Below are 12550 nucleotides of genomic sequence, written 5' to 3'. Positions count from 1 at the left end.
GATCAGCCCCCGATCCACGATGGTTTGCGCCGTTCCAGGAAGGCGGTGACGCCTTCCTTGCCTTCGTCGGAAGCGCGAAGATCGGCGATGCGTTCGGCGGTCCACACCCGCAAGGAATCATCGAGCGTTCGCTCGGCCGCCTGCACCGCCAGATCCTTGGCCGCCGCCATGGCCGCCGGCCCGTTGACCAGCAAGGCCGCGATCCAGCGATCGCGGACGGCAATCAACTGCTCGGGCGAAGCCACTTCCGACACCAGCCCCAGCTCGGCCGCCTTGGTCGCCGCGAAGGTCTCGGCGGTCTGGAAATAGCGCCGGGACGCCCGCGCCCCGATGGCGCGCACCACATAGGGGCTGATCACCGCCGGAATGATGCCCAGCTTGACCTCGGACAGGCAGAACAGGGCATGGTCGGCGGCGACCACCATGTCGCATGTCGCGGCCAGCCCGACTCCGCCGCCATAGGCGGCACCTTGCACCACCGCGATGGTCGGCTTCGGGCATTGGTCGATCACCTGCATCAGCCGGGCCAGCGCCTTGGCGTCTTCCAGGTTGCGGGCGCGGTCATAGCCGGCCATCCGCTTCATCCATTCGAGGTCGGCCCCGGCGGAAAAGCTTTTGCCGACCGAATCCAGCACCACCACCCGCACGCCATCATCGGCGGACGCGGCCAGGAAGGCCTGGGTCAGTTCGGCGATCAGACCGTCGTCGAACGCATTGTGGCGCTCGGGCCGGTTCAGGGTGATGAAGCGGACACAGGTCTTGGTGTCGATGATCAGCGCGCTCATGGTCTTACATCCTGAACACGCCGAACCGGGTCGGCTCGATCGGTGCGTTAAGAGAGGCGGAAATCCCCAGCGCCAGGGTCATGCGGGTGTCGGCCGGGTCGATCAGACCGTCGTCCCACAGCCGCGCGCCGGCATAATAGGGATGGCCTTGCGTTTCGTACTGGGCGCGGATCGGGGCCTTGAAGGCTTCCTCCTCCGCCGGGTCCCAGCTTTCGCCCTTGGCGGCCATGGCATCCTTCTTGATCTGGGCCATGACGCCGGCCGCCTGTTCGCCGCCCATCACCGAGACCCGGCCGGTCGGCCACATCCACATGAAGCGCGGCTGATAGGCGCGCCCGCACATGCCGTAATTGCCGGCCCCGAAGCTGCCGCCGATGATCAGGGTGAATTTGGGAACCTTGGCGCAGGCCACGGCGGTCACCATCTTGGCGCCGTCCTTGGCGATGCCGCCGGCTTCGTACTTCTTGCCGACCATGAAGCCGGTGATGTTTTGCAAGAAGATCAGCGGAATTCCGCGCTGGCTGCACAATTCGACGAAATGGGCGCCCTTTTGCGCCGATTCCGAGAACAGGATGCCGTTATTGGCGACGATGCCGACCGGATAGCCCCAGATCCGCGCGAAACCGCAGACCAGGGTGGTGCCGTAATTCTGCTTGAACTCTTCCAGCCGCGATCCATCGACCAGGCGGGCGATGACCTCGCGCACGTCATAGGGCTTACGCGGATCGGCCGGGATGATGCCGTACAGTTCCTTGGGATCGTAACGCGGCTCTTCCGGGGCGACGACATCCAGGCCGACCGGCTTGGACCGGTTCAAGGTGCCGACGATACGCCGGGCGATGGCCAGCGCGTGGCCGTCATCCTGGGCATAATGATCGGTGACGCCCGAGGTGCGGCAATGGACGTCGGCGCCGCCCAGTTCCTCGGCGGTGACGATCTCGCCGGTGGCGGCCCGCACCAGCGGCGGCCCGCCCAGGAAAATGGTGCCCTGGCCCTTGACGATCACCGATTCGTCGCTCATCGCCGGGATATAGGCGCCGCCCGCCGTGCAGGAACCATGCACCACCGAGATCTGCGGAATGCCCTGGGCGCTCATCTGCGCCTGGTTATAGAAGATGCGGCCGAAATGGTCGCGGTCGGGAAACACCTCGTCCTGGTTGGGCAGGTTGGCGCCGCCCGATTCCACCAGATAGATGCAGGGCAGGTTGTTTTCCTTGGCGATTTCCTGGGCGCGCAGGTGCTTCTTGACGGTCAGCGGGTAATAGGACCCCCCCTTCACCGTGCCGTCATTGGCGACGATCATGCATTCCTGCCCGGCCACCGAGCCGATGCCGGTGATGATGCCGGCACCCATGACGTCCTTGGAATACATCTCCCAGGCGGCCAGCTGCGACAATTCCAGGAAGGGCGAGCCGACATCGAGCAGCCGGCGGATGCGTTCGCGCGGCAACAGCTTGCCGCGCGCCAGGTGGCGGTCGCGGGCGACCGGGCCGCCGCCCTGCTTGACCTGGGCCACCACCCTTTTGAGGTCGTCGACCAGCTCTTGCGTCACGGCGGCGTTCTTCTTGAACTCGTCCGACCGCGGGTTGATGGCGCTTTTGATCACCGACATGGCTATTTGGTCTCTTCGAACAGTTCGCGACCGATCAGCATACGGCGGATTTCCGAGGTGCCGGCGCCGATCTCGTAAAGCTTGGCGTCGCGCAGCAGGCGCCCGGCCGGGAATTCATTGATGTAACCGTTGCCGCCCAGGGTCTGGATCGCTTCCAGCGCCATCCAGGTGGCCTTTTCGGCGCAGTAAAGGATCACGCCGGCGGCGTCCTTGCGGCTGGTCTCGGCGCGGTCGCAGGCTTTGGCCACCGCATAGGCATAGGCGCGGCAGGCATTCATGGTGGTGTACATGTCGGCGATCTTGCCCTGCATCAGCTGGAAGGTGCCGATGGCCTGGCCGAACTGGGTGCGTTCGTGGATATAGGGCACCACCACATCCATGCAGGCCCGCATGATGCCCAAGGGGCCGGCGGCCAGTACGGCGCGTTCGTAATCCAGGCCGCTCATCAGCACGTTGACGCCCTTGCCGACGAAACCCAGCACGTTTTCTTCCGGCACCTCGCAATCGGTGAACACCAATTCCCCGGTGTTCGAGCCGCGCATGCCCAGCTTGTCCAGCTTCTGCGCCACCGAGAAGCCCTTGAAGCCCTTCTCGATGATGAAGGTGGTGATGCCCTTGGGGCCGGCGGCCATGTCGGTCTTGGCATAGACCACCAGGGTGTCGGCGTCGGGGCCGTTGGTGATCCACATCTTGGTGCCGTTCAGGATGTAGCGGTCGCCCTTCTTCTCGGCCCGAAGCTTCATCGACACCACGTCGGAACCGGCATTGGGCTCGCTCATGGCCAGGGCGCCGACATGCTCGCCGGTGATCAGCTTGGGCAGGTACTTGGCCTTCTGGGCGGCGCTGCCGTTGCGGCGGATCTGGTTGACGCACAGGTTGGAATGCGCCCCATAGGACAGGCCGACCGAGGCCGAGGCGCGAGAAATTTCCTCCATGGCGATGACATGTTCGAGATAGCCCATGCCGGTGCCGCCATATTCCTCTTCCACCGTGATGCCCAACAGGCCCATGTCGCCCAGCTTGCGCCACAGCTGGTTGGGGAACTCGTTGGTTTGGTCGATCTCGGCCGCCAGGGGGGCGATCTCGGCGGCCGCGAAGGCGGCGACCTGGTCGCGCAGCATGTCGGCGGTCTCGCCCAGGTCGAAATTCATGGTGGCGTTGAAGGCGTACATCGGGCGCTCCCTGCCTCGCGTGACGGAATTTAAACGAGCATACGTTTTTTTAATCGGAGATCAAGTGTCGTGTGGCGACGATTGGACGTCACAACCGACCACTTGTCACCACAAACGAAACTCATAAAAAAGCGGGGCCGGCCGCGTGACCGGCCGGCCCCTTTCGTCCATGCCAGCAGCTATTTCTGGAAGACCAGATGCAGCGGCTCCTGGATGAAGGCGTGGCGGACCTGGGCGTTATCGAAGAAGCCCAGTCCGAACCCATAGGCCTTGGCCATGTCGTCGAACTGGACGTCGGTCTTCGAGCCGGTCACCAGCTTGCGGGCGATTTCCACCGTCCACTTGCCGTTGGCCCACTTGGCCCCGGTCGCGATATCGCCGCGGTCGCCGGTGAAGGGGGCCACCATGATCGAGGCGATCTCGTCGCCGGCCGCGAACTTGGAATTGTCGAAGGCCACCTTGTCCTCGGCCTTCAGCCAATAGGTGCCGCCCTTGTTGGCGGCCTTGGCGTCCTTGCTCATGAATTCCGGCTTGCCATCGACCAGCTTGACGTCCTCGTAGCCGCCGCCGGTCTTGGCGTCGGACTTGCGCCCGGCTTCCTTGGCCTTCTCGGGGTCATAGCGGGTATGGTCGAGATATTGGTCGTCGATCTGGCCGATGGCGCCGCCGCGGACATACTTCAGATGCCACATATCGCCCATCTCGCCTTCTTCCATGGTGTATTTGTTGCCATAGGGCTTGCCCGGCTCGCCGGCATGGCAGGCGGCCTGGCACGAGAAACGCTCGTTGAAACCGAAGATCGTGCCGCCGCTGTTCCAGATGGCGGCCATCTTGTCCTCGTAGAACTTGTTGTTGTCGCCGCCCTTGTCGTCCGGGTCCTTCAGCTTGACCCACGAGCCGTCCGGCTGCTTGACGAAAGGCGACCGGCGAACCGACAAGGTCGGGTCGTCATAGGTCACCAGCATGTACAGCATGTCGCCGGCATAGGCCGCCTGGACGGTGCCGCTGGTGTTGCCCAGATTGTCCTTGAAGTTGACGCCCTTGATGGCGTCGAACTTGACCACCGGGGCGGCCTTCCACACGGCGTCCGAGGCGTCCCCGTCCAGGACCGGCGCGGCGGCGGCCTTGACGGCGGTGACCGGGACCGGCTTGAAGCTCTTGGGCTTTTCCTGGGCGTTGGCCACGCCAGCGGACAGCAGCAACGGCAGAACGATCGCAACTGAACTCATCAGTTTTTTCATGACGTTCACTCCTAAAATTTGTTGTTCAATGTTCGTGCCAACCGGTAATCATCATCTTGAACAGGCTGGTCACCGTGACCCCGGTCGTGCCCAGATAGATGTGGGCGACGACGAACAGGGTGATGATGGTTCCGCTGAGGTAATGCAGCACCGCGACCGGCAGCAGCCCGTCCAAGCCGAACAGACGCTCTGGGGCGATTTCCGGGTTCATGAACACCAGGCCGGTGGCCACCACGGTCGGCACCAGAATGTACATGACAAACCAGTAGACCAAGGCCTGAAGGGCGTTGAAGTTGGCCTCACGCGTGGGCGGATAGGGGTGGCTTTCGCCGCGAAAGATGCCATAGGCGTAATAGCGGGCCTGGACCATGCAGCGGTGACCGATGCCAGGCGGCTTGGGCACGTACTGCCACCAATTGCCGCTGACGATGTTGGCGACCACGAACAACCCGTAAAGCGACGCCAAGGCCACACCCGCCACGTTATGGACGCTGGCCGCCCGCGAGAATTCCAGCAAGGGCAGGTTCGGGTCGGAAAAATGCAGGCTGGCCCCGGTGACGATCAGGGTCAGGATCAGCACGGCATTGCACCAATGCCAGGCCCTGATCCATACCGGCAGGAGATAGATGCGCTCGCTCATCGTCCGCTCCTGTTACGACGCCACGCCAGGATGATGCGTACCAGACCGTGCCCCAGCACGCCGGCGACCGTAGCCGCGACCAGTCCGACCATCGCCCAGTCCAGCAGCGGATGGCGGGTGGCCCCGACCACGTAGATCGAGTTCAGCAAGGCGCTGTTGGCGAAGCCGTAGGTGTTGGCCTCGGTCTTGGCGACATGCCGGTAAAGCCTGGTCGCCAGCGCGGTGTTGGTACTGTGGCACGTCACGCAATTGCGCTCGGCCTTGTCCTTGTTGGCGATCTCGTGCGACAGCGTCTTGGCGACCGGGGTGTGGCAATCGACGCACCGCACCGCGTCCCAGTGCAGGCGCGTGTTGGGGAGCCAGGCATGAATCTTGTCGATGTTCGGGCGCTTCTTGTCGGCCGGCGCATACTTGGCGAAGGTCAGGTCTGAATTGTGACATTCCAGGCACATGTGGTTGTCCTGGGCCGCCGCCTTGCGCGGATCGCCAAGCTTGGCCGCCGCCAGCGCCACATGCGGGTCATGGCAGGTGCTGCAGGTGAACTTGTCCTTCAGGTTCTTGGCGTGCACCGAGTTGTCGAACTGCATCTCGGCCTTCATCACCTGGACGGCGTGGCACTGTTCGCAAGGACTGATCAATTGCTTGGAACCGACCGCGTGGGGATAGGCCTGGTAGCCCTGGCCATGGCACTGGCGGCATTCCATCTTGCCGTGATTCGAGTTCTTGAACACCTCGTCGTCGCGGATGGTTTCGCGAAGCTTGGCGAGGTCCAGGCCCGGAAGCGGCGGATTTTTCAGCCCCGCTTCGCTGTGGCAAGCGAAACACTCGGCATTCGACTTGCGGATCTTTTCCAGCAGTTCCGGATTGATCGACTTGGCGTCCCCTTGCGCCCAAGCGGGCGAGACGACCAAAAACACGGCGAGTAACAGCCAAATCTTCGGGAGGAATTCCTTCAGGACCGTCATCCATGCCCCCGGGATTGACAAATATCAAACTCCATATGGTACGCCCATTGGCCTAGTTTGCAAGCTGGTTGAAGAACCGGCGAAGCTTTGCGTCCGTCACAATTGGGCGCTTCTCCTTACAAGCCGAGTCTGTCGCCACGCCCAGCCCCTCGACACAATCATGAGGTGCGCTGCCTTCACCCATACCAACAGGATAAGAGCGATGCGATACTGCGTTCTGGGCGACGACGGCGTCGCCGGCGGTTATGTGGTCGAGATGCATCTGGCGATGGAACGCTGGTGCCAGGCCAATTGCCGCAGCACCTTCACCGTCATCGACCATGGCGAGTTCGGGTTCTAACGGGACGAGGACGCCCAAGCCTTCACCCGCGCGTGGTTCATGCCCGACAAGTGGGAAATGCGCCCGACCAGGACGCGGTGCCGCCCGGGCGCCTGCGCCACCGTCGATTACAACTGTCCGCACGCCGCCCACGCGGCCTGTCTTACGCCGGCAGGCGCAGCCTGGCCCTAAGGCCGCCCAGCGGGCTGTCTTCCAGCACCACCTCGCCGCCATGGCCGCGCGCGATGTCGCGGGCGATGGTCAGGCCCAGCCCGACGCCGCCGGTGGCGATGTTGCGCGATCCTTCCAGCCGCAGGAACGGCTTGAACACCTGCTCGCGCTTGTCGGCCGGGATGCCGGGGCCGTCATCATCGACGATCACCTCGACCGCGTCGTCCAGGCGCACCACCCGCACCCACACATGGCCGCCATAACGAAAGGCGTTGCCGATCAGGTTCGACAGCGCACGGGCCAGGGCATGGCTGCGCAATGCCAGGGTGATCCGGCTTTCGACATGGACGTCCAGTTCACGCCCCTCGCGCCGGAAGCGCCCGGCCACCTCTTCGACCAGCGCGCCCAGCTCGGCCGGTTCCGGCGCCTCGCTGCCTTCGCCCCGCGCAAAGGCCAGATAGCCTTCGACCATCCGCTCCATCTCGTGGACGTCCTCTTCCAGGTCGGCGCGGCCCTCGATCTCGCCCAGCATGGCCAATTGCAGTTTCATCCGGGTCAGCGGCGTGCGCAGATCGTGCGAGACGCCGGCCAGCATCTCGGTGCGCTGCTGGATCTGGCGCTTCAGGCGCTCGCGCATGACGTTGAAGGCGTGCGCCGCCTGGCGCACCTCGATGGCGCCCTCGGGCTTGAAGTTGGGCACTTCCAGGCCGCGCCCGAAGCGGTCGGCGGCGGTGGCCAGCTTCCTGACGCTGCGCACCTGGTTGCGCATGAAGACGATGGCGATGCCCAACAGCAGCATCGAGGTGCCGATCATCCACAGCACGAAAATATAGGTGGTCGACGAGAACAGGCGCTTCCTGGGCACGAACACTTCCAGCAGCCCGTCGGACAATTGCACCCTGATCGGCACCTCGCGCTCGAACGAGGTGAAGTCGACCATGAACGGGCGCTGCACCCGCTCGCCCAGCGCGTCGTAAAGCGACGCCTCCATGATGCCTAAGGTCTTGGGCGGCGGAACGTTGGGCAGGATGCCGCCGGCATGGAAGCGGATGTCCAGGTCCATCTTGTTGGCGGCGATGCGCATCACCCGAAGTTGGCTTTCCGGGTCGGGGAAGGCCCGCATCATCTCGATCACCCCGCCGACATCGCCGGCCAGGCCTTGCGCCAGGCGCTTGGCGATGGTGTCCCAGTGGCTGGTATAGAAGATGAAGGTGCTGACCAGCTGGACCACGATCAGCGGCGTCACGATGATCAACAGCGAGCGCGCCAACAGGCCCTGCGGGGCCAGTCTTTTCAACCAGGCGCCCGGGTGGATCATGTCAGTCGGGCCTCAGCATATAGCCCTGGCCGCGCACCGTTTGCAGATAGCGCGGGCTGCGCGGGTCGTCCTCCAGCTTCTTGCGCAGGCGCGTCACCTGGACGTCGATGGCGCGCGCATTGGCCGAATTGCCGGTCCTGGCCGCCAGATCGTCGCGCTCGACCGCCTGCCCGGCGGCACCGGCCAGGATGGTCATCAGGTCGCGCTCGGCGGTGGTCAGGTGCACCATGTCGTCGCCGCGCATCAATTCGGCGCGGGCCGGATCCCAGGTGAACAGGCCCAGCCGCAACAGCTGGCCGGCCGGTTCGGCCTTCGGGGTCCGGCGCAGGATCGAGGCGATGCGCAACAGCAGCTCGCGCGGCTCGAACGGCTTGGTCAGGTAATCGTCGGCCCCGGCCTCCAGCCCGTTGATGCGGTCCTCGACCTCGCCCATGGCGGTCAGCAGCAGGATCGGCACCCCCAACTCGCCGCGAATGCCCCGCGTCAGCGAAATGCCGTCCTCGCCCGGCATCATCACGTCCAGGACGATCAGATCGACCGCCAGCACCGCCAGCTTGGCCCGCGCGTCGGCGGCATCCTCGGCCACCGTCACCAGATAATCGTTGTCGGCCAGATATTTGCGCAGCAGCTCGCGCAGCCTTTTATCGTCGTCGACCACCAGGATGTGCGGTTTGTCGTCCATGGCACCTACCGTCGGGGGGGCTGCCGCAGGGGGAAGCGCGGGCGGTCGGCCTCGTCGATCAGGCCCAGCATGACCTTGCGGAAGCCCTCGACCGCCTCGGCCCCGGCCTCGCGATAGGCCCGCGCGATCCGGGCGCGCTGACGCTCGGTCAGCTGGCGCTCCAGCTCGATGCCCTTCTCGGTCAGGGCCAACAGGCGCTGGCGGCGGTCGCGGATGCCCGGCTTCTGGGTGACAAACCCTTCGTCCACCAATTGCCCCAGCACCCGCGACAGCGATTGCTTGGTGATGCGCAGAATGTCCAGCAGCTCCGACACCGTCATGCCGGGATTGCGGCCGACGAAATAGATGACCCGGTGATGCGCCCGGCCGAACCCGTAATCGGCCAGGATGGCGTCGGGCTCGGACGTGAAGTCGCGATAGGCGAAGAACAGCAGTTCGATGCCTTGGCGCAGCTCCTCCTCGCGCAGGAAGAGGGGATTGATGCCGGTCTTTATGTCAGTCATATTGACATATATGGCCTCAAAATGTTACTCGACGCAAGTGCGTAACGGTAACTTTATAACTCTGCCCACCCCTCTTGCGAACGGAAACTCCGATGGCTGGTGTCCTCCCCTTCGACGATCGTGATGGCTTCATCTGGTTCGACGGCAAGCTGTTGCCGTGGCGTGACGCCAAGGTTCACGTGCTGACCCACGGCCTGCATTACGGCAGTTGCGTGTTCGAAGGCGAGCGGGTGTATGGCGGCAAGGTGTTCAAGCTGACCGAACATTCCGAGCGGCTGGTCAAGTCGGGCGAGATCCTGGGCATGAAGGTGCCCTTTAGCGCCGCCGAGATCGACGCCGCCACCACCCAGGTGATCAAGGCCAACAACATCGTCGACGGCTATGTCCGCCCGGTCGCTTGGCGCGGTTCGGAAATGATGGGCGTCGCCGCCCAGGCCAACCGCATCCATGTCGCCATCGCGGTGTGGAGCCGGCCCAGCTATTGGTCGCCCGAGGCCCGCATGCGCGGCATCCGCCTCAACATCAGCGAATGGAAGCGCCCGCACCCCGAGACCGCGCCCACCGCCTCGAAGGCGGCCGGCCTTTACATGATCTGCACCATGAGCAAGCACAAGGCCGAGGGTGACGGCTTCGAGGACAGCCTGATGATGGATTGGCGCGGCCAGGTCGCCGAAGCCACCGGCGCCAACGTGTTCTTCGTCTTTGACGGCGAGCTGCACACCCCCACCCCCGACTGCTTCCTGAACGGCATCACCCGTCAGACCGTGATCGCCCTGGCCAAGCAGCGCGGCATCAAGGTGGTGGAACGGGCGATCTTCCCCGAGGAAATGGCCAAGGCCAGCGAGTGTTTCCTGACCGGCACCGCCGCCGAGGTCACCCCGGTCCGCGAGATCGGCCCCTATACTTTCACTCCCGGCGAGGTCTCGCGGCAGTTGATCGCCGACTACGAAGCGTTGGTCAGGGAATAATCATTCCAGTCCACAAAACTTTTTGTGCGTTTCTCGAAAGGCCGGTATTCCCAATACCGGCCTTTCATAATAGTCTCTGACTGGGTCAAGGACCTTATTCGGCAGGGCGTTGGGGGCGACGGCCGAAGAACTCAGGAAGGACGGACAAGCGTGCAGGCTTGGCGGAATCTCAGGCTCTCGAGCCGCTTCATGATCATCGTCGGCGTCGGCGTCATCACCTTGGTGGCCAGTGTCGTCCTGGTTATCGCCCGCTTCGAGCGCTCCGAAATGGAGCGCCAGCTTCAGCAACTGTCTCATAACGAGATGACGTCGCTGCATGCCTTGATTCTGAACGTCATGGCCAAGCGGCCCGAGGATGGCGACAATATCGGCATCCAGGTGTTCAACAACTGGTTCGACAGCCGCAACATCCATTATCCCGGCAAGGTGTGGAGCGCCTGGGGCGAGAAGGTCACCGCCTACATGGCCGAGACCGAGCCATCGAAGGCGCCCAAGAAGCCGGTCGATGCCATCGACGCCGAAGCCTTTTCCAGCAAGGAGCCGGTCGGCCGCATGATCGACGGCTATTACCGCTATGCCTATCCCATCGTCCTGGGCGTCACCGAAGGCGCCAAGGAAGAGGTGTGCTTCGCCTGCCATGGCGGCATGGGAATGGAATCTGGCGACGTCATCGCCGTTTTGTCCTCGTCGCTATCGACCGCCGATACCGAAGCGAAGCTGCGCCAGATCCTGACCTTCCTGACCATTGGCGGCATCATCGCGGCGATCTTGTCGGTGCTGGGCGTGCGCTGGATTCTCAACAGCATCATCGCCACCCCGATCCGCGACATGACGGTGCGCATGGGCGCGTTGGCCGCCGGCGACATCTCGGTCGAGGTTCCGGCGCTCGACCGCCGTGACGAAGTGGGCGACATCGGCCGCGCCGTCCAGGTGTTCAAGGAAAATTCCATCGCCAAGCAGGTGATGGAGGAAGAGGCCCGCAAGGCGGCCGCCACCCGCGAGGCTCGCATGCGTCGCCTGGAAGGCCTGATCGCAGGCTTCGAGACCGCGGTGGCCGAAGTGCTGAACACCGTCGCCGCCTCGGCCGAGACCATGACCAACACCACCCGCCATCTGGTGGAAGTGGCGGACTCGGCGGCCACCGACGCCCAGTCGGCGGCGCAATACGCCAACGAAGCCAACGCCAACGTCAAGATGGTGGCCCAAGCCGCCGAGGAACTGTCGAACTCGATTACCGAGATCGCCCAGCAGGTCGGCATGTCCAACCAGGTGGCGATCAGCGCATCGCGCGAAGCCGACGGCGTCAACACCCGCGTCAACGGCCTGGCCGGCGCCGCCGACAAGATCGGCGAGATCATCGAGCTGATCACCGGCATCGCCGAGCAGACCAACCTTTTGGCCCTCAACGCCACGGTCGAGGCGGCCCGCGCCGGCGATGCCGGCAAGGGCTTTGCCGTGGTGGCGTCCGAGGTCAAGAACTTGGCCCGCCAGACCGTCAAGGCGACCGAGGACATTTCGGCCCAGGTCTCGACCATCCAGAACGAAACCAACCAGACCGTCGGCGCCATCAAGGATATCGGCAACACCATCTCGTCGATGGACGGCATCACCACCACCATCGCCGCCGCCATCGAGGAACAGGGCGCCGCCACGCAAGAGATCGCCCGCAACATCGACCATGCGGCTTCGGGCACCAATCAGGTCTACGAGAACATCAACGAGGTCAGCCGGGCCATCCACATGACCGACGAGGCCGCCCGAGAGGTGTTGAGCGCTGTGGAACTGGTGCAGGCCCAGGCCAGCCACCTGCGGGCCGAGGTCGACCGCTTCCTGGCCGCCATCCGCGAGGCGTAAGGCCGGCCGGTTCCGGCCGCGCCACAGGTCTTCCGGAGGTTTCAGCGCCTCTCCGGCTGGGGGGATGCGTTTTCCCATACCCCTGTCTCGTCACCCTCGGGCTTGACCCGAGGGTCCACGCGTCCGACCACAAAAGTCATTTTAACAATGGGTTGGGTGGAACCGCGGGGATGGCCGGGTCAAGCCCACTGCTGTCCGGTTTAATTTAGTGGACTGAGTGCACGGCGTTGATTCTACTCGTGTTCAGACGTTTGGCGCGTCTCCTGGACACGAATTGGAGCAACACCGTGCGGCATCAGAATAGCGTTTTTCATGACTTG

General features: G+C 64.0%; 12 protein-coding genes. 3 read left to right on the top strand and 9 right to left on the bottom strand.

The window, feature by feature from the left end:
- Positions 1-2: 2 nt before the first annotated feature.
- The 6 genes from A6A05_RS06550 to A6A05_RS06525 form a co-directional block, all read right to left on the bottom strand.
- On the bottom strand, positions 3-785 hold the full coding sequence (locus A6A05_RS06550) for an enoyl-CoA hydratase/isomerase family protein (RefSeq protein ID WP_068498648.1): 783 nt from the start codon (positions 783-785) through the stop codon (positions 3-5).
- A 4-nt stretch (positions 786-789) separates the two neighbouring features.
- Positions 790-2397 carry a carboxyl transferase domain-containing protein gene (locus A6A05_RS06545; RefSeq protein WP_068498645.1) on the bottom strand — a complete coding sequence of 536 codons (1608 nt, stop codon included), beginning with the start codon at positions 2395-2397 and terminating at the stop codon, positions 790-792.
- 2 nt (positions 2398-2399) lie between these two features.
- A complete protein-coding gene (locus tag A6A05_RS06540; protein WP_068498644.1) occupies positions 2400-3569 on the bottom strand; it encodes an isovaleryl-CoA dehydrogenase in 1170 nt (389 codons plus the stop codon).
- 179 nt (positions 3570-3748) lie between these two features.
- Complete coding sequence (locus A6A05_RS06535) at positions 3749-4798, bottom strand: ethylbenzene dehydrogenase-related protein (RefSeq protein ID WP_172822210.1); 1050 nt, start codon at positions 4796-4798, stop codon at positions 3749-3751.
- A 37-nt stretch (positions 4799-4835) separates the two neighbouring features.
- Positions 4836-5450: a cytochrome b/b6 domain-containing protein gene (locus A6A05_RS06530; protein ID WP_068498639.1), complete on the bottom strand. Its 615-nt coding sequence runs from the start codon at positions 5448-5450 to the stop codon at positions 4836-4838.
- Positions 5447-6367 carry a cytochrome c3 family protein gene (locus A6A05_RS06525; RefSeq protein WP_172822208.1) on the bottom strand — a complete coding sequence of 307 codons (921 nt, stop codon included), beginning with the start codon at positions 6365-6367 and terminating at the stop codon, positions 5447-5449. Before A6A05_RS06525 ends, A6A05_RS06530 begins: the two co-directional genes overlap by 4 nt.
- 250 nt (positions 6368-6617) lie before the next feature.
- Here A6A05_RS06525 and A6A05_RS20720 point away from each other — a divergent pair, with 250 nt between their 5' ends.
- Positions 6618-6755 carry a hypothetical protein gene (locus A6A05_RS20720; protein ID WP_156520941.1) on the top strand — a complete coding sequence of 46 codons (138 nt, stop codon included), beginning with the start codon at positions 6618-6620 and terminating at the stop codon, positions 6753-6755.
- 142 nt (positions 6756-6897) lie between these two features.
- On the opposite strand, the gene A6A05_RS06520 is transcribed toward A6A05_RS20720, so the two are convergent.
- Genes A6A05_RS06520 through A6A05_RS06510 form a run of 3 tightly spaced genes read right to left on the bottom strand, consistent with a single transcriptional unit; the run spans position 6898 to position 9408 of the window.
- Positions 6898-8223, bottom strand: coding sequence for an ATP-binding protein (locus A6A05_RS06520; protein WP_068498637.1), 1326 nt, complete (start codon positions 8221-8223; stop codon positions 6898-6900).
- Position 8224: 1 nt separating this feature from the next.
- Positions 8225-8905, bottom strand: coding sequence for a response regulator (locus tag A6A05_RS06515; protein WP_068498634.1), 681 nt, complete (start codon positions 8903-8905; stop codon positions 8225-8227).
- A gap of 5 nt (positions 8906-8910) precedes the next feature.
- On the bottom strand, positions 8911-9408 hold the full coding sequence (locus A6A05_RS06510; protein ID WP_068498632.1) for a MarR family winged helix-turn-helix transcriptional regulator: 498 nt from the start codon (positions 9406-9408) through the stop codon (positions 8911-8913).
- Between the two features lie 92 nt (positions 9409-9500).
- Here A6A05_RS06510 and A6A05_RS06505 point away from each other — a divergent pair, with 92 nt between their 5' ends.
- Both A6A05_RS06505 and A6A05_RS06500 read left to right on the top strand, forming a co-directional pair.
- On the top strand, positions 9501-10376 hold the full coding sequence (locus tag A6A05_RS06505; RefSeq protein WP_068498630.1) for a branched-chain amino acid aminotransferase: 876 nt from the start codon (positions 9501-9503) through the stop codon (positions 10374-10376).
- Between the two features lie 189 nt (positions 10377-10565).
- Positions 10566-12230, top strand: a complete 1665-nt coding sequence (locus tag A6A05_RS06500; RefSeq protein WP_068498628.1) for a methyl-accepting chemotaxis protein — start codon at positions 10566-10568, stop codon at positions 12228-12230.
- Positions 12231-12550 lie beyond the last annotated feature (320 nt).

Origin of the sequence: Magnetospirillum moscoviense (assembly GCF_001650635.1) — a bacterium.
Classification (GTDB): Bacteria; Pseudomonadota; Alphaproteobacteria; order Rhodospirillales; family Magnetospirillaceae; genus Magnetospirillum; species Magnetospirillum moscoviense.
This window is presented reverse-complemented; position numbering and strand designations above follow the sequence as displayed.